This is a genomic window from Tsuneonella sp. HG249 (assembly GCF_053819205.1).
Genome location: NZ_JBSOQY010000001.1, coordinates 336,281 through 361,222, shown reverse-complemented (window position 1 = coordinate 361,222; position 24,942 = coordinate 336,281). Strand labels below are relative to the sequence as shown.

The following is a 24,942-nucleotide window of genomic DNA, read 5'->3' as shown; positions in this document are numbered from 1 at the left end:
CCTATCCCGTTGGGTTCGGCGCCGGCAGGTTGTCAGCCGACGCTGGCGCCTCGATCGCGGCTGGCATTCCCGACCCGGTCTGTTCCTCGCTTGCGAGCTTAATGGCACGGTACATCAAGGAGAGCAGAATGATGACCTGGATCGCGCGGTCGGCACCGTAAAGCATGGCATCGAACATACCGGATACCACAAGCGCAATCGCGTTAGTCACGACGAGAACGCTGATTGCGGGCTGCCGGTACCGCACCGTCGCCAAGAAGCCGAGCCGGACGCAGGCTAGCACGAAAGTCGCAATGATGAGTAACCCGATGACGCCGGCCTCGACCATCAGTTGAATGTACGAATTGTGAAAGTGTGGGTAGACAAGCTCGGTGGTACTGGCGCTTTCAGCTAGGTAAGTCGTCGATCCCCATCCCCACCCAGTGATGGGGCGCTGCTCCCAGAGCCAGTATCCGTATTGTGCCAAAGCCAGACGCTCGCGCGCCGAGAAGTTCAGATTGCTCTCATAAGTAGCATTCAGCAGCGGCGTGTAGTTGATAACCAGATATAGGCCGATCGCGATGAGCGCGGCCCGCAAAAGAAATACGCGGGTCACAAAGAAGACCGCAGCCAAGCCTGCGATACCCGACACGATGAGACTGCCGCGCGCCGTCGCCAGGTACTGCACGTAAACGAATAGGAGCAGGCAAAGGATGTAGAAGGGGTTGCGACTGCGAACGAACAGAATGGCGGCAGGCACCGCGCCCATTAAGGATAGGAATATCGAGCCCTCGTTGGCTCCTCGCGCAAGGAAGATGGATGGCGGGGACTGGATCCCGAGCAGAACCGAGGCGAGCGCCAACATCGCCACCCCGATCGACCCTATCAAAGCCGCGCTGAGGAAGCGATAGAGATGCTCGCCGCTGCGGAGGTAAGTCAGGGTCAACAGCGTCAGCACGACATACATCCCGAGCTGCGCCAGTTCATTGTAGGTGCGCCCGGTCGTCGGAACCACCGCAGTCGTGACACCGATGCCGAGCAACAACATGAATCCCCACAGATACGCGAAGTTTGAGAATCCGGGGCTCAGTCGCCACTTGCTTTCGGCCAGCATGAAAAAGCCGAAAGCGAGGATTGCGATGTAGATCTGGCCGCATCCCAACGCCACCATGACGATGGCGAGGCGCGCACGCTCGATGTTTGGAATGATCGGCAGCGCCAGCAGGACGGCAACGGCGCTGATAGCCAGGGATAAGTAGTCCAACATCAATAGGCATTCCGTTTTCGCGGCGCCTCGCCTGTCAGCGGCAGGCGCGACAGGATTTCCCGAAGCCTTTCGTCAGACTTGCCGTCGCCGTAGACGTTCTCGAAGGGTCCTTTCAACTCCATCGCCTGCCGCAAAGCTTTCCGGATGGAGTTTTCGTCAGCTTCGGGACAATCGACAACGTTGCAGTTTCGCTCCCGGTCGGCCTGGCGGGAACCGATATTCACGCACGCTGTACCAAGGCTCGCACTTTCGACAATTCCGGAAGACGAATTGCCTGCAAGTAGGTCGACGGCAGCCAAAACCCGCAAATAATCGCCGCGCGGCAGGTGATCCAGCAGGACGCCGCGGGGGCCGGAATCCGCCCATTCTCCCAGACGTCTCGCAATGTGCCTACCGCCGGCATCGGAGTTGGGCTTGAGCATGATCGCAAATAGCGATTCCATCTCCAGTGCGCGCAGGAGGGCGTCGGTCTGCCAATAGGCTTCCTCGGCTTCTTGGACCACTGGATGAAACAATACCAAGGCAACGTTTTGATCTCCGGCAATCCCGAAGCGCTCGTTCAGCCACGGCTTGTGATCGAACGGCTCGAGACCGATGCCGACGAGCCCGGGAGCCCCAATGCGATACACCGACGCTGGGTCCTCCCCCATCCGAACGAGGCGCTTGGCTGACTCCTCCGTTGCGGGAAAATGCCAGCTGGCCAACTTGCTGATGGCGTGCCGAAACCCGTCGTCGAGGGTTCCCGAGCGTTCTCCACCATGGATATGGCCAAGTGGAATCTCAAGGTGATAGGCGACAATGGCAGCCGCCAGCATCTCGCCCCGATCGCCCAGCACTAGCACCAGATCGGGACGGTTCGCCTCCCAGTACTCGGTGAGGCCAGCGATCTCAGTGGCAAAGGCACGGGCCATCTCCCCCCCGTCGGCGCCGCTCAAATGAGCTGGAACCCGCGCGGCGATACGGAGACCTGCTTCGCGCACCTCGCTCTCCACGTCGCCATAATCCGAAATCAGCGCCTGACCGACCAAAACGACCGACAGATTCCAGCCCGGCTGGCGCGCGAGAGTCTGCAGAGTGGCCCGCATCAGCCCGAAGTCTGCCCGGCTTCCGCTGACGTAGTGGATCTTCATGCGTCCACACTCGCCGCGCCGATGGCGACCAGTCCTTCCGCAATTCGTGCATCGCCGATGGTGTCTATGTCCAAGCTGGCGATCTGGCTCATTGGAAATGCGAGCGCCTCTGGCGGGATGAGCGATCTCGTCTGCTCGAACGTGGCCGTACTGGTGATATATAGCGAGCCGTTCGGCTGGACGATCGGCAGGCTGTCCTGCCTGCGAGCAGCCAATTGCCCGTTCGCAATAGGACTCATGCTTCCTTTGTCATCGACCACGAAGTTCCAAGAGATCGGCTTTGCCGAGAGCACGCCCACCACTGCGGCCGGCGCCCTGGCAGCAAAAAGCGCCGCCGCCTTCCGCAAATGTTCTGCATTGCGAAATGGCGACGTCGGCTGAAGCAACGCGAAATTCCCGCTGACGCCGCAGGTGGTCAGGGCATGTTCGACGACCTCAATAGATCCTGCATTATCGTTCGCCAGTTCGGCGGGGCGCATGAACGGTATCTCGGCGCCCGCGAGCTCCGCCGCACGAGCAATCTCCGTGCTGTCGGTGCTCACGATCACGCGACGGAACAAACCTGACTCGACGGCGGACCTGATGGTCCACCCGATAAGCGGAATACCGCCTAGCATCCGGAGGTTCTTCCCTGGCAACCCCTTGGAGCCGCCCCGCGCGGGAATGATCGCCAGGTCGAGGATCACGCGGTCCGCCATCTGCTAATGATTATCCCGGATAAATCCCGCAGGGCATCGGCGAACCCCCGAGGCGTGATCCAAGCTCGGATCCCCGTTCTCTGATAAATTACCGCCGCCAGCGACAAGTTTAGCGCCGAGAGCGCGATGAGAACGGACATGGCCGCACCGTTAGCGCCGGCCCGGGGAACCAGCACCGACAGCGTCACCGCAAACAGGACAACCGCTCCCGCCATTGCAACAGTGTAGGCTTTTCCAAGGTCACAAACGATGACGATCAGTGCGACCGGTCCGGTCAGCGCATTCAGCAGTTGGGCGAGCACCAACAAAATGAGGGGCCCCGAGCCGGCAACGAAACCGGGGCCATAGAGCGACAGCATAGCCTCCGGGAACAGGATGAAGACGAGCGCCACTGGAACCGCAAAGACCGTGGCCAAGCCCGTCGCTCGGCTCACGGTATGCTGCAACTCGATCTGATCGCCGTCGCGCCAAGCATCTCGCATGACGCCGGCCGTTGCGGCGGAAGCTGCAGCAAGACCCAGTACCAGAAACGCGGCATAGCGGCTCGCTGCCGTGTAGGGGGCTAACTGCTCGGCGGTAAGAACCGTCCCCAGTGCCACAATGTCCCCGCGGTTTAATAAGACCGACAGGCTTGCAGCAAACGCAAGCGGCACTCCCGCGCCAAGCCAACGGGCAAGTCCCCCAGCGGGCATCGCGCGCGGCCCATTAGTAGATACCAGGTCCAGTACCTTCCTGAAGAGCAACGCCGCGCTTCCGAAGAATAGCGCAATCTGCAGCACTAATAGGGCCGGCACCGACGCCGCGAACCAGCCGGCAGCGAGGGCTACCCCTGCCGCCATGAGTAGGACCGGCCATGCCAGCTGCTCAACGACTTGGGATAGCCCGATGCGCTTGGCTGCTCGCATAGTTTCCTGTGCGAGCCGCAATGACGAGAGGGCTGCAAGCCCTATAACCGCCAGCGCTAACATGCTGTTTGTCATCGACGGCGGCATGGCCCCCGACAGGCGGCCGATGTACAACAGCCCCCCAATGACAAGACTGCTTGCGGCGATGGCCGACAGACCGAAGACGATGAATCGCGCGAGCCCGGATCGATCGTTGCCCGCAAGACGATCAGGCACTTCGCGGATCGCAATTTGGTCGAAACCGAGGGCTGCAATCACGCTGGACAGAGCGATCAGCTCGATCGTGTACGCGAACAAGCCGTAGTCCGCCTGCGGCATGCTGCGTGCCAACAGCAGGTTGGCCACGAACAGCAGGGCGACCCCGCCGACTCGAATAATGAGCGAAAGCGAGGTGCCGCGATAAAGGAACCGTGCGCTCGCTTCCTTCATGAACGGGCCGCTCCCGACTCAAGTCGCGCCAGCCAGTTATCCAATGCCAGCAACGCCCAAATACGAACGGAGTGTTCTGCACGCCCCGCGAGGTGCGTTTCTACCGTGGTTCTAGCAACCCCTTCTCCGAGAACCTCGTCGAACATGTCCTCACGAGAGGCTACCCGGTCTTGTATTTCGTTCGCCATGGAGCCGCGGAACCATGACGTAAGCGGCACGCGGAACCCGTGCTTGGGGCGCCCCGTGATTTCGCGCGGAAGGTAGCGCGCGAGTTCATTGCGAAGCGGCACTTTGCCAATCCGGCCATGCCGTTTCCATGCGATTGGCGCGGTTGCCGCCAGCGACACCAGTTCGAGGTCGAGGAATGGCACCCGGCATTCCAGACTGGCGGCCATCGTCATATTGTCGGTCTTGGGCAGCATTTGGCCCACGAGCTGCCCGTCGAAATCCGCGCGCATCAGGGCGTAGGCGTCACTCCGCGCATCGTAGTTCCAAGGTTCGAGTGACCTGTCCGGAGCTACACTGTCGGCAAAGGGCCCCGAAATGTACTCCTCGGCGTCGAGAAGGGCGTAGGCGACCCTCGCCTTCCGCGAGACTTCCGCCAACCCCGTGGACGGAGCTTCGGGCAGGAGGCCGGCGATGCGGCCTCCAATCGCTTTGAGGCTTGGCGGCAAGCGCCTCCAGGTGGCGCGCGCCGGAGCCAGAGCGTGTCGGGGATAGCCGGCGAACAATTCGTCGCCCCCATCACCAGAGATGCAGACTTTAACCTGCTCCCGGGCAAACTCTGACAACAGCAGAAGCGGTAAGCACGCGGGATCCGCCAGCGGCTGGTCCATCGACGAGAGCGTTCTTTCGAGCGTCCCTCGGATCGTGGACTCGTCGACGTCGATGCAGTTGAACGGGGTTCCCAGCTTGTCCGCCACCGCGCGCGCGACTTCCGCTTCGTTGGCCGCTTCGACGCCATGCCCGTCGCCCGAGAATCGGATGGTGAAGCTAGCCGGGTCACGGCCCTGCTCTCGGGCCACGGCCACGAGCAAACTTGAGTCGATGCCGCCGGACAGAAAGAAACCCAGCGGCACGTCGCTGATCATCTGCCGGGTTATGGCCTCCTTCAAAGCGGCCGAGAACACTGCGCCGAACTCACGCTCATCGCGTGGGCGCTCGGCGGTCGACGGCCATGGCCGAGTGGAGTGAAGGCGCGCTTCAGCCGACCTGACGTCGATGACCCAGCGCTCGCCGGGCAGTAGCCGCTTGGCTCCTTCAATCATGCTTAGCGGCCCGGGCACCCACCCCAATCGCAAGTACGCTGCGACCGCGCGGGCGTCGGTCGTGACGGTCTGGCCCAGGGCTTTCAGACCTTGGACGATCGCCCTGAGTTCCGAGGCGAACAGCGTGATCCCGTCCCCCTGCCACAGGAACATCGGCTTGATGCCCATGGGGTCGATCGAAAGAACGATGGACCTGTCCTCTGTCCGCTCGTCTAGAATGGCGTATCCGTACATTCCGTTGAGCCGCGCGTCGAAACCGACTCCATCGAGGCAGTAGCCCGCGAGGACAGTCTCGCTGTCGCTACGGGTCGTGAACTGCCACCCCCGGTCGGCCAGATCCCGCCGCAGTTCCTGGAAATTGTAGACTTCGCCGTTGTAGCTGAGCGCCACCGCACCATTTTGAGCGCACATCGGTTGCGCGCCAGCCTCGACGTCGATGATCGCGAGGCGGTGATGGCCCAGCATCACCCCCGTGCGTTCGGCAAGCCCGGTCCCGTCAGGCCCACGGTGGGCGGTGGCAGTGCCCATTGCATCGATTGCGGCACGGGCCACTTGGCTCGTGGCTATCGCGTCCGGGCGCCAAACCAATCCGAAGACACCACACATTCAATCTACCGCCGCCCCGCGGAGGCCGGCTGCGCGATAACCGTCCAATATCCGTTCGGTCACTTTCGCGATTGTGAAGCGCTCCTTCACTTCGCGAAGTCCGCGCTCCCCGCGCTTGCGTCGGAGAGCGGGGTCGGCAGCAAGCGTCCGCAACCGGTCGGCCAAGGCGTGGTAGTCTCCCGGTTCGACGACCCAGCCCGCTTCACCCCGGGCGGTGAGTTCAGACAGGCCTGCGATGTCCGAGCCGATCCATGGCAGCGCGAAGCTCATGGCCTCGACGATTGAGTTTGGGAAGAACTCACCATGAATCGAGGGCAGCGCATAGATGTCCATGGCACTCAGCATCTCAGGAGTGTCGAAGCGCCTTCCGGCGAATACGACCCTATCTTCCATGTTCAATTCGGACGCCGTGCGCTCGACCTTGTGGCGCAGGGGCCCGTCACCAACGAGAAAAACCCGCAGATCAGGGAAGTCGTCCCGCAGAAGCGCTGCCGCCCTCACCAGGTCGTGCTGCCCCTTGCCGGGCCCGTCCAGGTTCTCCGGACCGGTCATTGCGCCGATGGTGCCAACGACCAACTTTCCTTCCAGGCCGAACTGTCGGCGAACCGAGTCTCCATTGAATTGCCCTCGGTCAAACCGCTCTAGATCGATCCCGTTGAAGGTGACGTGAATCTTCTTGGGCGGGCATCCGAACGATAAAAGCCGCTCTCTTGTCTTCTCGCATACTCCGAGAAGTATGCCGGGTGTCATTTTCCAGATCGAATTGCGCCATTGGTGGGTCTCGCGTTCCTCGACACCTCGCACACTCGTCGCGCAAGGGAGGGCACGTCCCGTCATCAGCCCCCCACCATAGGCTAGGATTGTCGCGGCCGCATTGTGACCATGGATTAGGTCCGGCTTTTCGCGTCGAATGAGCCGGGCAAGCTTGACGACCGCCCGCGCGGCATTGAGTGGATCGTGCCGGTCGTGGGCAAGTTCGGAGATGTAGTGCACCTTGAAGCCAGCTTCCTCCACCGCCGGAGCATAGCTGCCCCCCGCGGTCGCGAATATGGTCTCGTGACCTTCAGCCCGCATGTTGCGCGCGATAGTCAAAGGCTGCGTACCCGGCCCCATGTCGGGCAAAGTGGAGCGAACTGTCAGTATCTTCATGATTTCTTCGCTAGAAGGGTCAGATCCGATGCTTTTAGATCGGTCTCTGCAGGCGCGCGGCGTTGCCAATGATTGCGGTGGGTAGCAAGCGATTAGTGGGCGGAAGGCTCTTCGCGCTCAAGGCGTTCGATCAGGTCGACTACCCGCCCCGAAGCTCCACCGACGTGCGAGCTGAGGTCGGCAGGAGGGGTAAAATATTCTCCTGTGGTGATCTGCCTGGCCATCTCGTCGAGTGTATCCGCACGCGCTGCCCACCCGAAGTCGGGGTAGAGCACATAGTCGGCAAAATTGTAGCAAATCGTCGGGATACCGCGCAGGACCGCCTGCAACCCGACTGTCGAAGCTTCCACACAGACCAGATCGGCCGCAAGCAAGGCGTGATCAAGGTTCGAGTCGGCATCGACTTGACCGTGGCGTGTGACGAGGTCGTGGACGGGCCAGTTCGGATGAGGGCGCAAGACGTAAGTCAGCCCATCAGTTCGATCGCAGACCACATCGAGGAACGCGGCCACTTCCGCCGGCTCGAGCAGTTGGCGACCGGCTACTTCGTCCGGCGCCCCGCCGAGCGGCCATAGTATGCATTTGCGATCGCCTATGCAGAGGCGCTCACGTACCATCAGTCGTGTCGCAGGATCGTCCGGAGAAGGCGCCAAGGTGTCGAACGCCGGATTGCCCAGGACATGTATCCGCGAGGAACAATCCCCGTTGGATTGGAGCATCTCAGCGACCCCGTTGCTGATGACCGTGAGGTCGCGCGCATAGTCAGGCGAGAGGATCCATTCCTGTTCCGCAATGAGGTACATGTCGCCGATGGCGAGCGAAGGAATGCCCGCACCGCGAGCTGCACGCAAAGCGGCAGCTTCGAACCTGGGGCTAGTGGTTGAAACGACTATCGAGGGCCGCGAGCGATCATAGAAATGGCGGAACGCACTGACTGGCTCGAACGCCTTCCGACCATGCTCTGTAATCCTGGATTCGGCCTCATCGCGGCCAAAACGACCCAACAGATCGGCATATCCGATGGTGAAATAGTCGATAGTCTGATGATCGGTGATGTCTGGATGGTCGGACCGTGGAGCCAGTTCTCGCGCGCGGGTCCGGACCCAATCGGGTGTCATCGGATCGATCAAATCGCCGATAGGCATGGGACACAGACCGGCCCGGACGAATGCCTGATGGGCCGTCGTCAATCCGAGTAGAGAATACGCTCGCCCTCTGCGGTCGAGTTCAGAGGCGATCGCGATGATAATCTGCGCATGACCACCGCCATAGGAGACGAGAAAGGGTCTTGCGTGACTGGCAATGCCGATCACCGATCAGAGGCTGAGAAACGACTGCAGGAACGCCCGGCCGGCGTGGGCGCTTCGCTCCGGATGGAACTGCGTGCCAATCACATTGTCCTTGCACACGGCCGCAGTCAGATCGTGCCCGCCGTGACGGGTCACCGCTAAAGTCGCTGATGGATCGGCGAGGCGGGCCGCAAAAGAATGGACGAAGTAGAATGCACTATCACGCGGCAGCCCTTCGAGCGGGGTTCCATTCCAGCGACCATAGTCGCCTTCCGGAGGAAGTAAGGGATGCCAGCCGATGAGCGGCACCCGCAGCCTTTGCCCCTCTTCATCGACCATGTCGATCTGTTCGACGCGGCCGCGAATCAGACCGAGCCCCTGATGCTCGCCAAATTCGTTACCGATGTCATGGAGCAGTTGCATGCCCACGCAGATTCCGAGAAACGGGCGGCCGGTACCGATAAATTCGAGAATCGGCTCTTCGAGCCCCAGTGACCGCAAACGCAAAGCGGCGCGGCCGAAAGCGCCGACGCCGGGAAGAATTAGACGGTCCGCGCGGCGGATCGCCTCAACATCGGACGAGAGCCGGCACTCGACGGGAAAATCCCGCAACGCCTGCATGACCGAAAACACGTTACCCAGACCGTAGTCGACAACGACACAGGAGGTGGACATTTGAACTCCGACAAGTCTTCAGCGGATGCGCCGCGCAGGGGAGCCGACGTAGACACCTCTCGCGCTGATCGAGGAGATCACCGTGCTGCCGGCCCCTATTACAGTTCCCGGAGCGATGACAAGCTGGGGGATGATTGTCGCATTGGTACCGACCCATGCGTTCTCGCCGATGGTGCAACCGCCGCCGAGGCAGGCCCCTGGCGAAATGTGCGCGAAGTCACCGACTTCGCAATCGTGCTCGACGACTGCCGAGCTGTTGACGATCACGCCACGCCCGATGTGGGCGCCGCTGTTCACCACGGAGCCTGCAAGCACGACACTGCCGGCCCCCGGCTGCTCCGTGAAATAGCGACCTTCATCCGTTACAAGCGTCGCAAGCTCCAGGCCGCGTGCTTCGGCCTCGTTCTGCAGTTCCCGGCGACGCGCATTGTCGCCGACGGTCACGATCACTGGATGACCGACAATCTCTTCCAAGTGGCCAAATAATACCGGGACATTCCCCAACACGGTGCCCTTCGGCAGTCCTTCGTCTGCAAAGACCACGGTTCCCTTCGTTGCCGCGCGCCACTGGCTGGCCACGACCCGGCCATGCCCACCGGCGCCGAAGCAGCAGAGAGGGCGAACTTCAGTCGACATCGCTGACGGCGACCTGAGCAAACCGGCGGACATCGCATGCGAGGCGACGGCCAATGATTCGGTCGATATTCATCGGTGACAAACCCCCGCCAGGGCGCATGGATGCAACGTCGGCCGCATCGATTATCGACCCCGAAGGAAGGTCTCGAGTGAAGACGAGGCTCTTGCGAGCCACTGACCGGGTGTCGACTTCGGAAGGCATCGGCCGCTTTTCACCATCGCCGAGCGCCTGCTCCACTTGGCGCAAAGCGGACACCATCTCGGCGAATTGGGTCGGCTCCAGCGAAGCTTGATGGTCGGGCCCTGGCATTTGGTGGTCCAAGGTCAGGTGCTTCTCCAGGATCGCCATTCCTAATGCTCGGGCAGCGATCGCGGCCCACGGACCGTCGGTATGATCGGAGAATCCGGTCACTCGCCCGAACCGCCGTCCCATCTCCGGTATCGCGCGCAAGTTTTGCTCGCTCATCGGCGCAGGGTACTGGCTGACGCATTGAAGTATAGCGACAGGACCGGATTTCGCTTCCTCAAGAACGTGCAAGGCTGCCGCGACTTCCTCTAGGGTGGCCATTCCCGTCGACAGTATGATCGGCAGTTTGCTGACAGCCGCTTGACGCAGCAGGGTGGCGTTCTCAATTTCGCCGGAAGGCCACTTGAGCGCCTTGGGCCCCAGCGTAAGGACCTCCTCCAAACTGCCACTATCGAAAGCGGTGGAGAGAAAGTCGACCCCTCGTCCCAGCGCGTGATCGCGCAGAATAGCGAACTCTTCGAAAGACAACTCAAGCGCCCGAAGCATATCGGCCTGCGAGCCGGTCCCTGTCTCTCGCTTCTGATAGGTTGCTTTCTCGGCACCAGGCACGACTAGATTATCCGTGCGGAAAGTCTGGAACTTTACCGCGTCCGCTTCCGCGGCAACAGCGGCATCGATCAAATCCTTGGCCAGGCCGAGATCACCGTTATGGTTCACACCGATTTCTGCGATTATGTAGCAGGGGTGATCGGCCGAGATCGTACGATTGCCGATTTGAAACAATGCTGGTGTTGGTCCCGTCACGCTTATTACGCTCGCGCAATCAGATTAGCGACATCGCGAACGCGGTCCCGCACATGTATCCGATTCGCTTCCAACTCATCAGCATCCTGGCCGCTGAAAACCCGGTACGCGGCGCGCAGGGCGGCGAGTTCCTGCGCGACATCGGTCGAAGCAACCATCTCCTCGAGGGTAGTCGATTGGCGGTGAAACGAGCGCGATAGAATGGCCCAGGTCGAACCTAGCCGGACATGCTCGCCGAGCAAGACAGCCGGATCGAGAATTCCCTCGCCAACGCGGGCGACCCCACCAATTCCGAACGGCACATTCGCGTCGCGCAGTTGGGCACACGCGTCGTCCAGCAGCCCCTCGGCAAGCGGCTCGAACATGAAGCGCATGCCGAAGTCGAGATGAAGGTCATTCAGTCCGAAATGGGCGCGATCGGGGGCGCCGCGACGAAGAATAACGGTGATCTCGTTTAGCGACTGGGCAGTTTCGAAGAGCGCAACGACCTTCGCCCGGCTCCCAACGAGATCCTGAAATCGGGCGACCTCGTCTGCGCTCGAGAACATCGGCAGCATGATACAATCGGCACCGCGCTGGAGAGCGTCCTCTACTTCGGAAGCGGAGCCTTCGTACATCGGATTGAGGCGCACCAGGAGTTCCGCCTCGGGAGCCACTTCTCGGATCCGGGAGATATCCTCGGGCGTCTGCGAACTCTTCCAACTTTCCGCTTTGGGTTGCCGCTCCGCCTTACCGCGGTGCTCCAGGTCAACGAACAGCGTGTTCACGCCGCAATCACTCGCAAACTTGGCTATCGCCGAGTCGTCCACGATCATCAGAAACTGGAGTTCGGCGCTCATGCCGCGAGCGGTCTCACGTAGCACCCGACGTCTAGCTGAGCGGCGCGAAGTTCGCCGAGGCTTACCTTATTCCAGTGCAACGCCTGCGCGCTGGCCGCCGCCGATACTTTCGTTCCACGCGCCAGTTCTATGAGATCGGCCGGCTTGGCGAGACCACCGGACGCCACAACCGGTATCGAGACTGCCTCGGTGACGGCTCGAACGAGTTCAAGATCGTATCCCTTCCCCGTTCCATCCCGGTCGATCGAAGTAAGGATGATCTCGCCAGCGCCGCGTTCTTGCGCCTCGCGCGCCCACGCCACTACATCGCGCCCGGTGTGGTTACGGCCGTTGTCCGTCATTGCCTGCCACGAACCGGGGCCACTCGGGATTGCTTCGATCGACAGAACTGTCGCCTGGGATCCGTACCTATCCGAGATTTCGGAGATTAGTTCCGGCCGCTGCGTTGCGGCGGTATTCAGCGCTACTTTGTCCGCCCCCCGGTCGAGAAGGGCCTTCACATCATCTGCTGACCGGATTCCACCGCCGACCGTCATTGGAATGAACACGTTCTCCGCCACGCGCTCGACGATGTCGTGGAGGTTGTTGCGCTGGTAAAGGCTCGCCACAACATCCATGAACAGCAACTCGTCAGCGCCTTCGCGCGCGTAGCGGGCGGCAAACTCGGCCGGGTCGCCGACCTTGCGCCAACCCTCGAGTTGCACGCCTTTGATCAGCCAGTTCATCTTCACGTCAAGGCGAGCGATAAGGCGAAGGTTTCGCATTGCTCTCAGTCCAATGAGGTCACGGTGTGGCGCAAAGACCATTGGCCGTCTTCGAGCTGCCAGAGGTGCGGGGAACGAAACCTGGTCGTCAATGCGTCGAAATACTCGCGTGTCATCGCGGGGTGCTCGAACATCTTGTGGGCGCGTGGAAAACAAGCTTCGTCGATGGACAAATACTGGAAAATCTCATCGGCCCACCGCTCGGGAAACTCTCCATCGTAGCGCTCTATCAACGCAACCGCCTCCTCGCGCTCCAGATCACCGGACCTCACCTCTTGTGAAGCGTCATACGTCGCGCGTCCGATACCGAACTTGATGTATGTTGTGTAATAGTGAAAGTCATCGATCTTGTCGTCGATCGAATTGTACTTCGAGTAAGTTCCGGCAGTTCGTTCGGGCGATGCCATGAAGCCGCCGTTATCGACGGCGAAATAGTAGGCACTTTGGGGATGCCACTTCAAATAATAACCAAGATAGTGGACTTCAGCCCCGAGAGTCTTCAACGGTTCGACGTCCGAAGGGAGAAACGGGGTCAGGTCAGCGGTTGTCATACCGAAGTCCTGCTTCAGGCTTGCGACGCTCTCGCCGCCGAGAAACATCTCATCGTCCCCGTGCGAGGCGAAGAAGTCGTACGATCTCTTCGCGTCCTCGTTGTCGGCCATCGGGTTGCCGTATTCGGCCTCATTTTCTCCGTAGAATATGAGGGGAATTTGGAACATGATCGCCATCTTGGGGGCGAAACACTTCTGGCCGATAATGAACGGTTGGAAAGGGTGGAAGATATTCTCGACCGCAAGCCTCGTGAGCAGCCGCTTGCTCCGCCCTGACGACGTCATCAGATAGTTATCCATGCCGGAATGGATCCACGCATCAAAATTATGACGTCCCCACGGGGTGTATATATTCGGCGCCCAAGTCACCGTCAGCGGGTTCATCCCATATTTGTACTTGAGCATCCAGGACTGGTAGAAACTGTCCTTGCCACCCGAACCGGGCACCAGACAGTCATAGCTGCCGTTGCGGCTTCGAAACCTGTCGCAAAGGGCTACGAGCTCACGCTCTCGCTTCTCCCAGTCGATTGACGCCTTGCGCTCGGCCGTACGACAAGCGTCGCACACTCCGCCGGCATCAAACGCAATCGTTTCTTTTTCCGACTGTGCTGTGTGCTTGAATTCAACCGCGGAATTGGGCCGCTGATTGGAAACTGCGCATTTGCGGCAGAAGGCAACATCGCGGGGCAAACCGTACTTCCGTTCCGGATTGTTTGCTCCATGGGCATATTTAGCTACGTCGACGCGTTCCGCGATTGCACTCTTTTTCACTGACATCAGACCGTTGTCTCCATCGGCACACCTGCCTGCTGGCGCAGGGTGTCGTCATTATCGATAAAAAGCCGGAACCATATCTCGAGCGCTATCAGCGCCCGTAGCTGGCGGGTATGATTGCCGGTTCCTTCGACATGTTCGGCAAGTAGTCGTTCGATCGCGGCCATAGACACGATGCCGCGATCCGCAAGGCGTCCGTCGAGCAACATGTCGCGGCAATACCCCGTGAGCGCCTGCCGGAGCCATTCCCCGATCGGAACGGTAAACATCTGTTTCTTGCGGTAGGTGAGCTCGTGGCCCAGCAAAGGCGCTATCGCTCTCTTGAAAATCGACTTGGTCTCATTCGCACGCAGCTTCATTTGGCCTGGCACGCGAAAGGCAAACTCAGCCATGCGGTAATCAAGGAACGGCGAGCGCACCTCGAGCGACTTGGCCATCGCCATGCGGTCTGGTTTCACCAGATTGTTGCCGGGCAACAAGGTCGTCGTTTCCGCATAGAGCACCCGGTTTATGGGATCCTGATGCGGTGTGGCGTGAATCGCATCCTCAAGCGGTGAATAGGGGGTACCATCGAAGAATGCTTGGCGGACCTGCCCTTCGAGCAAGTCGCTGGGCTGACTGCCAGTGAGCAATCCGCTTGAGCGGACGAACTGCGCCTCCCATCCAGATCGCGTAACGTCGGCCCGGCCTCCGGGCAGTAGATCGAAATACTTCTCATAGCCGGCGAAGAGTTCGTCACCGCCGTCTCCCGTGAGAACCATTTTGACGTCCCTGGCGGCTAGATCGGAAACCTGCAGCATTGGCATGAATGAGACGTCGCCATGCGGCTGGTCGCAGTGCCATATCATCTGCGGCCACAATGCCACGGCGTCAGGTTCCATCACCTTAGTGGCGTGCAGAGTGCCAAAGCGGCGCGATGCCATTCGAGCGGCAGCGGTTTCGTCGAAGCGAGGGTCGGCGAATCCGATCGAGAATGTCCGTATCGCTTCCGCTTGGTACATGCTCATGAACCCAGTCACCGAGCTGCTGTCGAGGCCTCCGGACAAAAAGGCTCCAAATGCGGCATCCGACCGCATCCGTATCCGCGTTGCGTCATCGAGAAGGCGCAGCAACTCAGAACTGGCTTCGGCATCCGAGATGTCTGGCTCGCATGCGACGTCCGCCAGATTCCAATATCGAGTGATCGACAGCCCGTTGCTCGACATTACCGCCATGTGACCAGGTGGCAGGTGGGAAATGCCACTGAAAGCCGTCCGCGGAGAAGGAATGTAATTCAGCGCAAAGTACTGAGCGAGGCTCTCCGCGTCGGCAGCGTAGGTCCCACCGTTGCTCAAGATCGACTTTATCTCGGATGCAAACCAGATGCGTCCTTCGGCCGGCGATCCCGCGAGAAACAGCGGCTTTACTCCAAGCCGATCCCGATAGATCAGCAGCCGGTCGCGATTTCGATCGAAGATGGCAATCGCGAACATCCCGTTAAGTCGGGATACGAAGTCATCCCCCCAAATCTCAAAGGCCCTTAGGATCACTTCCGTATCGCCGTGGGTCGAGAACCTGGCCCCACAGGCGATCAGCTCCTCCCGCAACTCGACAAAGTTATATATTTCCCCGTTCTGCACGACCACGACACTGCCGTCCTCGGAGAGCAACGGCTGATTGCTCGCATTCGAGAGATCGAGGATCGCCAGCCGCCGATTGCCAAGTAGCGCTCGTTCGTTGGAAAAGAAGCCGTCTGCATCGGGCCCCCGATGGGCAACTGTGCGCGACATTGCCCGCACGAGTCGGTCCGCCACCGGCCGGCGGTCGAAATTGAAGGCGCCGAAAATTCCGCACATTGCGTTTCAGTCCGCTTCGATCATGCTACGGATACGGCCAATGATTCTGTCCTGCTCTTCGGTTTTTAGTGAGCTCCCGGACGGCAAGCATAAAGATTGAAAAAACAGGCGCGAGGAGACAGGCGCCGTCACGTCATGAGGCTCGAACTCGAGGCCCGCACAAAGCGGCTGTAAGTGCATCGGCTTCCAACCGGGCCGAGTTTCGATCCCAGACTGACGGAGTTGGCGCATCATGGTAAAAGGATGCAGCGCAATCCGGTCCGGGTCCAACGTCACGACCGTCAACCAGCGGTTCCCGCTGCTGCCGTCGATTTCTTCCTGAAAGGAGACCCCGGCGAGATCGCCGAGTCCGTCCCGATACCGCTGGAACACCTTCCTGCGCGCCGCCACTCGCGACTCGAGAAGGCCGAGTTGCCCCAGGCCGATCCCCGCCAGGATATTGGACATGCGGTAGTTATAGGCGACGCTACTGTGCTGGTAGTGCTCGACCGGGTCGCGACCTTGCGTGGACAAGAACCGAGCAAAGTCCATCAGTTCCTGATCGTCCCCGACCAGAGCGCCCCCCCCTGACGTCGTGATGATCTTGTTTCCGTTGAACGAGAATGCAGCAAGCAACCCGTGCGACCCACTTGGCCGATTAGCAAAGCTTGCACCTAAGCTTTCGGCCGCGTCTTCTACGATCGGGACATCGTAACGCTCAGCTATCGGTATAATGCGCGCAACATCCGCCGACTGGCCGTAAATGTGGACCAGAACGATGGCCCTGGGCAGCGTGCCGGTCGCGGCGTCCATTGCCAGCTTACGCTCTAGCGCCTCCGGGGACATATTCCAGCTTACTGGTTCGCTATCTATCAGGACCGGCACGGCGTTTTCGTACAAAATAGGCTGCAAGGAGGCGGCAAACGTGAGGTCAGACACATAGACCCTATCGCCAGAGGCCACGCGCAGGCATCTGAGCGCAAGGTGCAAGGCTGCGGTGCCCGAGGACAGCGCCAATGCATGGCGGCGGAGCGATACTGCCGCTAATTGCCGCTCGAACTGCACTAGGTTTGGACCTGCCGGAGCGATCCAGTTATCTTCGAAGGCGGCCCTAACGAACTCGATTTCCTGCGAGCCGATGTGGGGGGGCGACATCAATGTCATCCCATTCAGTGATGTACGGTCAACTAGGCCAACCGGGACATTGTCGCCATTGACTATCACGACAGCGGAGATGCCACCTTTGTCGAGTATAGAAGCGATTTCATCGGGCGAGGAGTTCTGCGGGCATGATGTCGGCGCGCACCCTGGCAATGCGTCGATTGGCGCATTGAGGTCGAGCCCGCCGAGCAAGCCCCTACGAATGTCGCCATCGGTGACGGTCCTCAGCAGCGTTCCACTTGGCTCGGTAACGACCAGCATCTTAATTGCCGAGGTTTCGATCCCGCGCATGGCATCGCGTAAAGACGTGCCGCCTCGTACAACCTGAAAGGCAATATTACTCGAAGCCATTGCGAGTCCGATCAGCTTCCGTGTGGCTTGACTGAAACTGAGTGGACTACGATCGACCGACCAGCCTGATCGTTATCCTTGGGAAGGACGATTGAAAGCCATGCAAATTGGCAGTCCTGGCCAAGTTGCACAGGGACTTTGGACCCGGACGTAACCGGTACTGCGCCGGCCGCAGCACCAGAGGATCCGCTATCGGCGCAGGTGACATCGAGAGTCAGCGGCATCTTGCCCGCCCCTTCGTAACGCATCGACAAGACGAGCGACCGCCTTCCACGCACCGCAATAAGCTGTTGAGCGGCAACCCCTTCGGCTCCGGGGATTGCGGTGATGTTTAGAGTCCCATTCTTGGTGTCGATGGAAGATCCGAAATTGCTTTCGGCAACGACCTTCCAACCGATCGGCGGGTAGGTGACCTTCTGATCAAAGTCCGAGTCTGCCACAAGTTCAGTTGCGGTCGGCTTGCCTAGATAGGCATAAAGATCGAACGCCTCCGCTAGCCGGCCAGTGTTCGCGAGCTTTTCGATCAAAAGTGCGTCATGGCTCGGTTCCATTTCGATGCCGCGCTCGTGCAACTCGCGTCGCAAGAAAAAGGCATTCTCCAGATCGCCCTCGCCGCTGAGAATCTCGGTCCAAAAATCGTCTAGCCAAGGCGGCGACTTCGATAATAGCGCGACAAACGCGCGCGGTGCCTGCGGCTGATCGAGAACCCTGGCCATCATGGTCATCAACTGAGCCGATGCGGCCGAGTTGGTGCGGATCGTCATATCGTAGAAGCGTAACGCCGCGTCGGTGTTGCCGCGGCGGCTATAATATTCCGTCTGCCACAGATTCACGCCCGGATCGCGGCGCGACGTGCGGTACGCAGCGTCCATCAACGCCTTCGCACGCTTTGAGTTACCGTGAGAGGAATAGTAAAAGCCGAGATTGCGAATGGCAGCTCCGCTCGCCGGCTCAAGCTTCATACCCTTCAGCGAAAGGTCGCGCACGCGAGCAGGCAGGTTCGTGGGTATGCCCGTATTGGAGCCGCCCATCCTGCGCGCTATCTCCTGTGTGCCTGCACGCGCGAATGAATCGCCCGAAGGCGGCCAGACGCCCAGAACGGCCTCCGGTATCTGCCTACCGAGACTGGCTGCGAACGCCGCAGCGCCCGCTAGCGCACCAAATATGACGAGCAGCGTGGCTATCGAAAACCGGATCCAGTCCAATGAATGGGCGGCTTGTCCGGCTGCTTGCGGTCGTGAGCTCCCATCTGGGGAGGCCTCAAGTCGCATTCTTCTCGCCGTAGCTATATCCATAGCCATAACCGTAACCGTAACCGTACGCGCTATTGGCGGCGGTGAGCTTTGTCACAAGTGCACCGAAGACAGTAGCTCCGCTAAATCGCAGGCGATTGAGACCAGTCTCAATGGCGCGGGTGCGAATGCCATTGGCCTCGATAGTGTAGAGCACACCCTCGACCGCCTTGGCCATTAGCGGGGCGTCCGCCAGGCCCAACATCGGCGGCCCGTCGACAATGACGAGGTCGAAACGCTCGCCAGCCTGGCGGACAAGGCGGCCGAGCCCCTCGCCCATGAGCAGCGTTCCCGGATTGGGCGCGACCGGGCCGGCCGACATGAACGACAGATTTTCGCGGTCCGTAGAACGGATGTACGTGTCGATGTTGCTGAAGTCCCCGCCTGACAGAAGGTTGGACAAACCGGGCTCCTTTTGAGCGCCAAAGTTTTCGTGCTGCGACGGATTCCGCAGGTCGCAATCGACGAGCAACACCCTCTTGCCGGTTCGAGCCATGGCAACTGCAAGGGCAAAGGCGGACGTGGATTTCCCCTCGTTCGGCCGGGTGCTTGTAACTGCTAACGACCGGGGGGCGCCATGTTGGGTGAGGAATGACAAATTGCTCGCTGCGGAGAAGTAGGCTTCAGACAGCGGCGACTTGATGTCTTGTAGCTCCTCCTGGATCTCGACCGCGCCCTGTTGCTGCGGAATTGCGCCGAGCAGAGGGATATCGAACAACTCGGTAACGTCGCTCGGGTCCTTTACGCTCTGATCGATTTCCTCGCGGACGAAAACATAACCACCGGCCAGCGCCAACCCGAACAGCAGCCCAAGAGCCAAATTAAGCGGCATACTGGGGCTGGTCGGACGCTCGGGGACTACGGCGCGATCAACGACTGCAATGTTGTTGGCCCCGACGCCTGCAACGCCGATTTCCTTGTAGCGCTGCAGAAGCCCCTCATAGAGTTCCCGGTTCGTATCCACTTCGCGCTGATAGATCGCGTACTGGATGCTCGCTCGTTGCTCGTCGATCGAAGCAGCCTTGAGGCGATTGACGTAATCGCGCAATTGCTGCTCGCGCTGCGCCGCCTCCCGGTAGCTGGAACTCGCAGCTTGGCGAATGCGACTCTCCTCGGCCGCAATGCTGCGGTCGAGGGCGGTAACTTGCGCCTGAAGCGCCTGGACTGCAGGATACGCCGGTTCGAAGATAGCGCTCTGCCGCGCCAAATCCGCAGCGGCCTGCGCGCGCCGCTCGCGCATGGTGTTGAGCGCGATATTGCTTAACGCCATTTGGTTGGGCGACCCGGACTGGCGGGACTGACTCTCCGCCGCAATCCGTTGCGCCGTCGCAGCCGCAAGCGACTGATTGAGAGCTTTGAGATCGCTCGTGCGCAGCGTCTCCGACGTCTCCGTGCTTCCATCGCTGTCTTGATCGGTCGACAGGATCACGATTTCGTTGGCGGCAGCATAATTCACCGCGCGCCGCTGCGAGTCCTCAAGCTTGGCGCGCATGTCGGCGAGTTGCTTTTCCAAGAAGTCGCGCGCATCGGATGTCGATTCGAACCGCCTTGCGATCGAGGATTCCTGGAACTGGTCGACCCACAGGTTGGCAACTTCCGCGGACAATGCAGCCGAAGGGCTGGTAAACGCGACGTCGACCAGCCTTGATCCAGGAATCGGGCGAATGGCGACGTGGTCGAGCAGGAGGTCGGTTGCTTCATCGACCCTGAACTTGGCAACCGATGCTCCTCCGGAAACGTTCTTGTCGCGCATCGATTGCTCGATATCGTAGTCGAAGGCATCGAATAGTCGATCGCTAGACACCGCGTTCAGTCGGCCTGCGACGCGCTCGGCGACAGAGCGCGCAGTGAGCAGCGAGTATTGGGTCTGGTAGAACTCGAGATCCTGATTTTGACGTTCGGGTTCGACGCCCTCGACCCGCGTAATCTTGGCGGCCTCACGCGTAATCTCGATGCGCGCGGAGGCGGTATATTTAGGAACCGCTAGAAGCGTCGCGACTACCGCGGCGACCAGCGCGAACACGAGGATCGCCGTCACGATAGGCAGATGGCGCCTGAAAGCGCGCCAATAGCGATCGAGCATCGCCGCGAACGGGCTTCCATTCTTAAGGTCGGTTGGCCCCGCGGGGGCGCGTGTTTGGCCCGGACCGAAAAAGTTGGCGGAAGTATTCATGATCGAGAATCAGCTACCGTTCGCAAGGACGACGATAGGTGTCGTCAGAATGGGGGTGGCGGCAAGGATATCGCGGAACAACCGGCGTGCCGATGACTGGCCGACAATCACGACATCGTTCGCATAGACGGGGGGGTCGACGTAATTGCCGGCCCGAATGGCCTTCAAGCTATATAGCCCGGCATACCGCTGGCCGTTTACCTGACGGAACACGACAACATCCTCAAGTTGGGCTAGTTCGCCCACACCGCCGGCGGTCGCCACTGCCCTCACCAGCGTCATATTGCCGACAACGGGATACAACCCTGGCTTGTTGACCTCGCCCTCGACCGTGATCACCTGGCTGACCGTGTCGATCAGATTAACCGTAACTTGCGGATTACGAATATAGCGGGTGAGCCGGCCTTCGATCTGGTCGGATATTTCCCCCGGGGTGCTACCTGCGGCTTCGACGGTGCCAATCAGTGGAAACGAAAACTTTCCACTCGCGTCGGTCTGCACTTCCTTTTCGAGATCTTCGACCCCGAATACATCGATCTTTAGCTTGTCGAAGGGACCGACAAGGTAGGGCCTGGCGACGGCTACCTGATCCGCGCGGGTTGGCGCTGGCAAGTCTGTCTGTCGAAGCATCTGAATGTCAGGGCTCATGCCCATTTCGGGCTTGGCACAGGCTGACGCCGCGAGCACGAGCACGACCAGCCCAAAACGCTTGAGTACTTCCACCATTCCGAAATCCAGTTGCAAGTCGCGCGGGCTTGCCGCGCTTTAACATCGACCTCGCTAGGCGCAAGCCTAGCCCTTGGCCCGACTGACTGCCAAATGCGCGCAGCAAATCGCGAAAACAGCTGCCAGCGAAGGCGCCCGCAGGGGATAGTCGACGATGCTGTAGACGCCGAAAGCCCCAATGATAACCACTGCGCCCATGTCGTCCACCGAAGGGCGCCAGCCGTTTCGTCGCGCGAGCATGAACGCTGTATGACCGAACCAGGCGATGAAAACTGCGAGCAAAGCCACGGCCGGCAGTCCGCCCTCGATAACGACCTGTAGCCAGTCGTTGTGCGCGTGGTTGAGGTACGACGGCATAAGCAACTCAAACGGTTCGAACTGGCGGTACAGAAATTCGAAGCTTCCGAAGCCCGAACCGAAGGGAATCTGGTCGCGTCCCATGTCGACAACTACGGGCATCACCTGGAGCCGCAGGTCCAACTCGACGTTCTTCTCCACCAGCCGGTCGAACGCAAGCGAGCGAGAAAACCACAGCATCGCCCCCATCACGACGGCCAGCAGGATTGCGCCCGCCGCGATGAGACCGTGCCCGCTAAAGCGCGAAGTCTTGCGAGTCGCCTTTCCTTCGGTCTTTCGCCGCGATGAAGCGTGAGAGATCATGATGACCGAGATCGCCGTCATGACCAGTCCCAACAGAAGCCCGGCGCGCGAGCCGGCGAGCAGGAGAAACGGGGCGAAGACCAGGATCGAGCCCCCTGTGCAGGCAATGAGCGGAAAAGAAATCCGCGGTCGGCGCAATGAGCGCGCCAGGATCATGCCGGCAAGCAGAATCCCAACCGCGACCATCAAGCCTTGATGATTTCTGTTGGAAAACAAGCCTACGGGCAGGCCGTTATTGGTGATACGATATAGATAAAGGGCACCCCGCGGCGAGCCCAAAAGCTGCAGCATGCCCAATGCGACGGAAGCGATTGCCGCAATCCAAATGACCTTCATCACTGCCGGTCGGTGGGATTCATCCTGAATTGCGTAAGTGAGCAGCACGGCCAGCGGGATGATTAACGAGAATAAGCTATTCCATGCGCGCGCGGGAGAGATCGCCAACGGCTCCCATGGCAAGGCAATACCGGCGGCTCGGTATGCGTCGGCGTAGACGTCTCGAGCAGGTAGTTCGGCCCACATGCCCGGCGGGAGAGGCACCAGCTGAAGCGCGACCAGAAAACCGGCCAAGCCCAGGAAAATGAGCGGCATGCGGATCGATCGCAGCTGGTCGCGTGTGATCAGAAGCACTGCGCAAGCCGCGAACATCGCAGCAATAGGTCGCAAGAAGGCCAGCGAGACAATGTCCGAGCGCGCTCCGCCACCGGTCAGAAAGACAACGCCAACCAGTACCGCTAGCATGGCAAAGCGGAAGCCGGGTTGACCGGCACGGCGCGACACCCGCTCGAGGGCTCGCACCCTCATCGACGATGCTCCTGTGCTGCTGAAATCGGGCCAAACGCATTACCGTCGTCGTCTCGCACCGAACGTGAATCGGACACCGTCTCCTCGGAGACATATTCCGGAACCAGTTTCTTAAGCACATCGAGCGCCGCGCTTCTGTCACCGGCATGAAGGGCGCCTAGCAAATCACTAAGCAGCTTCTCGAGCGTGGTGCCGTCCAGGGCGGCCTCGTGCGCCCGGCGGATTCGCGGATGCAGCGTTTCTTCCGCCTCGGCGTCGATGAGCAATTCTTCGTAAAGCTTTTCACCCGGCCGCAAGCCTACCTCGACAATCTCGATTTCTCCGTCCTGATTCGCTTCGTCGCGGACCGTCAATCCGCTGAGGCTGATCATCGTATGGGCGAGATCGACGATCCGAATAGATTCTCCCATATCGAGAAGATAGACCTCCCCGCCGCGGGCCATCGCCCCTGCTTGGATTACTAGCTGCGCTGCCTCGGGTATAGTCATGAAGAATCTCGTGACGTCCCGATGGGTGATCGTTACCGGCCCGCCTTCGCGGATCTGGCGCTTGAAGCGCGGTACGACCGAGCCGCTCGATCCAAGGACGTTCCCAAACCGAACCATCGCGAAGCGAGTTCCACTGGCATCCTTCGACAAACTCTGAAGTATTTGCTCACACACCCGTTTGGAGGCGCCCATGACATTCGTCGGGCGTACCGCCTTGTCGGTGCTGATGAGGACAAAGCGCTCTACCCCCGCATCTCGAGCCGCGAGCGCCGCATTGCGCGTTCCCATTATGTTGTTGCGGAGACCACTGAGGACATTGCGCTCGACTAGTGGCACATGCTTGTAAGCCGCCGCATGGAAGACGGTGTCGGGCTTCCAGCGCTTGAACAGCCGATCTGTGGCTTGCTTGTCAACTAAGCTGAGGAGTTCAGGCTCAATCGGCACGACCGATCCCCCGGACGCCAGAAGTTCGTTGAGCTCGCCTTCAATCTGATAAAGCGCGTGCTCGGTCATTTCCGCGAGGATAAGCCGCCTTGGGCGCAAACCCACGATCTGGCGACAAAGCTCGCTGCCAATCGAACCACCCGCGCCGGTCACGAGAACTGTCTTGTCGACGATCGTCCGCTGCAAGAGGATTGCGTTCGGCTCGACCATGTCCCGTCCAAGCAGATCGTCGATCTGCACCTCTCGCAGGTCATCGAAGGAAACGCGTCCGTTCACGATGTTCTGCACTTGGGGCAGGGTCTTCACTTCGACCGTCAGCGGCTCGAGCCTCTCGATAATCTCGCGGCGCCGTTTTCGCGTTGCGCTCGGAATGGCGAGCAGGACGATATCGACCCCCTCGGCCTCAATCACTTTCTCGAGCTCACTGTCCGCCGAGACCCTCACTCCTTCTAGCCGCTGGCCGGCCAACCGGAAATCATCATCGACAAATCCAACGATAGTCAGTTCGGGCACGTGGCGCAGCGATAGCGCCAGCTGTATTCCCGCCCCTCCGGCGCCATATATCAAGCCTCGCCTTGGCGGACGGCCGGTCCCGCCGCTGGCGAGTTCGTTCAGCAGTTGCCTTATCGCCACCCGACTCAGGCTCGCCGCGCCGAGGAACAGAATAGGGTGAATCAAAGCGATGGTTCGCGGCACCCCGGGTACGCTGTTGATCATAAAAGCAGCTACCAGGACCACGGCGTAGACGGCGACCGCTCGCGCCAGATCGCGTATCGTTCCCAATCCCGCGAAACGAAAGATGGCTGCGTAGACGCCGAAGAAGAAAAAGAGCGGAATGAACGCCGCTATCGCGACGGCCATGAATAGGAAGAACGGGCCAGGGGGAAAGGCGAGCGCGCCTACCCGTAGTGAGAATGCAGCGAATACACAGACAGAGCAAAGAACGACATCCAACGCTAGAACGATGGCCCGTTTTTGCCACCGGCTCAGGCCTACCAAGCTTAGCACATGCCGGCTCG

General features: G+C 60.3%; 20 protein-coding genes. All 20 read right to left on the bottom strand.

The genetic code is table 11. The features are described 5' to 3' along the window. Position 1 precedes the first annotated feature (1 nt). On the bottom strand, positions 2-1,246 hold the full coding sequence (locus tag ACWPM1_RS01835) for an O-antigen ligase family protein (RefSeq protein ID WP_455693138.1): 1,245 nt from the start codon (positions 1,244-1,246) through the stop codon (positions 2-4). Then, the gene (gene neuC / locus ACWPM1_RS01830) at positions 1,246-2,376 is read right to left on the bottom strand and encodes a UDP-N-acetylglucosamine 2-epimerase (protein ID WP_455693137.1); all 1,131 of its coding nucleotides are present in this window, start codon (positions 2,374-2,376) and stop codon (positions 1,246-1,248) included. Before neuC ends, ACWPM1_RS01835 begins: the two co-directional genes overlap by 1 nt. Then, entirely contained in the window at positions 2,373-3,062 is a 690-nt protein-coding gene (locus ACWPM1_RS01825; protein ID WP_455693136.1) for an acylneuraminate cytidylyltransferase family protein, read from the bottom strand. The genes neuC and ACWPM1_RS01825 overlap by 4 nt, the downstream gene beginning before the upstream one ends. Next, the gene (locus ACWPM1_RS01820) at positions 3,059-4,408 is read right to left on the bottom strand and encodes an oligosaccharide flippase family protein (RefSeq protein ID WP_455693135.1); all 1,350 of its coding nucleotides are present in this window, start codon (positions 4,406-4,408) and stop codon (positions 3,059-3,061) included. The genes ACWPM1_RS01825 and ACWPM1_RS01820 overlap by 4 nt, the downstream gene beginning before the upstream one ends. Beyond that, positions 4,405-6,282, bottom strand: coding sequence for an asparagine synthase (glutamine-hydrolyzing) (gene asnB, locus ACWPM1_RS01815; RefSeq protein WP_455693134.1), 1,878 nt, complete (start codon positions 6,280-6,282; stop codon positions 4,405-4,407). The genes ACWPM1_RS01820 and asnB (ACWPM1_RS01815) overlap by 4 nt, the downstream gene beginning before the upstream one ends. Continuing rightward, a complete protein-coding gene (locus ACWPM1_RS01810; RefSeq protein WP_455693133.1) occupies positions 6,283-7,431 on the bottom strand; it encodes a glycosyltransferase in 1,149 nt (382 codons plus the stop codon). A 92-nt stretch (positions 7,432-7,523) separates the two neighbouring features. Next, positions 7,524-8,744, bottom strand: a complete 1,221-nt coding sequence (locus tag ACWPM1_RS01805) for a hypothetical protein (protein WP_455693132.1) — start codon at positions 8,742-8,744, stop codon at positions 7,524-7,526. A 3-nt stretch (positions 8,745-8,747) separates the two neighbouring features. Further along, positions 8,748-9,395 carry an imidazole glycerol phosphate synthase subunit HisH gene (hisH, locus tag ACWPM1_RS01800; RefSeq protein WP_455693131.1) on the bottom strand — a complete coding sequence of 216 codons (648 nt, stop codon included), beginning with the start codon at positions 9,393-9,395 and terminating at the stop codon, positions 8,748-8,750. Between the two features lie 18 nt (positions 9,396-9,413). Beyond that, positions 9,414-10,031, bottom strand: coding sequence for an acetyltransferase (locus ACWPM1_RS01795; RefSeq protein ID WP_455693130.1), 618 nt, complete (start codon positions 10,029-10,031; stop codon positions 9,414-9,416). Further along, positions 10,021-10,995 (bottom strand): N-acetylneuraminate synthase family protein, encoded by a 975-nt coding sequence (locus ACWPM1_RS01790; RefSeq protein ID WP_455693129.1) that lies wholly within the window; start codon positions 10,993-10,995, stop codon positions 10,021-10,023. Before ACWPM1_RS01790 ends, ACWPM1_RS01795 begins: the two co-directional genes overlap by 11 nt. A 92-nt stretch (positions 10,996-11,087) precedes the next feature. Then, positions 11,088-11,921, bottom strand: coding sequence for an aldolase/citrate lyase family protein (locus ACWPM1_RS01785; protein ID WP_455693128.1), 834 nt, complete (start codon positions 11,919-11,921; stop codon positions 11,088-11,090). After that, positions 11,918-12,685, bottom strand: coding sequence for an imidazole glycerol phosphate synthase subunit HisF (hisF, locus tag ACWPM1_RS01780; RefSeq protein WP_455693127.1), 768 nt, complete (start codon positions 12,683-12,685; stop codon positions 11,918-11,920). The genes ACWPM1_RS01785 and hisF overlap by 4 nt, the downstream gene beginning before the upstream one ends. Before the next feature lie 5 nt (positions 12,686-12,690). Continuing rightward, positions 12,691-14,013: an N-acetyl sugar amidotransferase gene (locus ACWPM1_RS01775; RefSeq protein ID WP_455693126.1), complete on the bottom strand. Its 1,323-nt coding sequence runs from the start codon at positions 14,011-14,013 to the stop codon at positions 12,691-12,693. Continuing rightward, the gene (gene asnB / locus ACWPM1_RS01770) at positions 14,013-15,845 is read right to left on the bottom strand and encodes an asparagine synthase (glutamine-hydrolyzing) (RefSeq protein WP_455693125.1); all 1,833 of its coding nucleotides are present in this window, start codon (positions 15,843-15,845) and stop codon (positions 14,013-14,015) included. Before asnB (ACWPM1_RS01770) ends, ACWPM1_RS01775 begins: the two co-directional genes overlap by 1 nt. A gap of 6 nt (positions 15,846-15,851) precedes the next feature. Next, on the bottom strand, positions 15,852-17,276 hold the full coding sequence (locus ACWPM1_RS01765) for a DegT/DnrJ/EryC1/StrS family aminotransferase (protein ID WP_455693124.1): 1,425 nt from the start codon (positions 17,274-17,276) through the stop codon (positions 15,852-15,854). 71 nt (positions 17,277-17,347) lie between these two features. After that, a complete protein-coding gene (locus tag ACWPM1_RS01760; RefSeq protein ID WP_455693123.1) occupies positions 17,348-18,367 on the bottom strand; it encodes a tetratricopeptide repeat protein in 1,020 nt (339 codons plus the stop codon). A gap of 229 nt (positions 18,368-18,596) precedes the next feature. Further along, positions 18,597-20,711, bottom strand: a complete 2,115-nt coding sequence (locus ACWPM1_RS01755; RefSeq protein WP_455695103.1) for a GumC family protein — start codon at positions 20,709-20,711, stop codon at positions 18,597-18,599. A gap of 99 nt (positions 20,712-20,810) precedes the next feature. After that, positions 20,811-21,545: a polysaccharide biosynthesis/export family protein gene (locus tag ACWPM1_RS01750; RefSeq protein WP_455693122.1), complete on the bottom strand. Its 735-nt coding sequence runs from the start codon at positions 21,543-21,545 to the stop codon at positions 20,811-20,813. Positions 21,546-21,593: 48 nt separating this feature from the next. Continuing rightward, positions 21,594-22,991, bottom strand: a complete 1,398-nt coding sequence (locus tag ACWPM1_RS01745; RefSeq protein WP_455693121.1) for an O-antigen ligase family protein — start codon at positions 22,989-22,991, stop codon at positions 21,594-21,596. Further along, the gene (locus tag ACWPM1_RS01740) at positions 22,988-24,784 is read right to left on the bottom strand and encodes a polysaccharide biosynthesis protein (protein ID WP_455693120.1); all 1,797 of its coding nucleotides are present in this window, start codon (positions 24,782-24,784) and stop codon (positions 22,988-22,990) included. Before ACWPM1_RS01740 ends, ACWPM1_RS01745 begins: the two co-directional genes overlap by 4 nt. Positions 24,785-24,942: the final 158 nt, after the last annotated feature.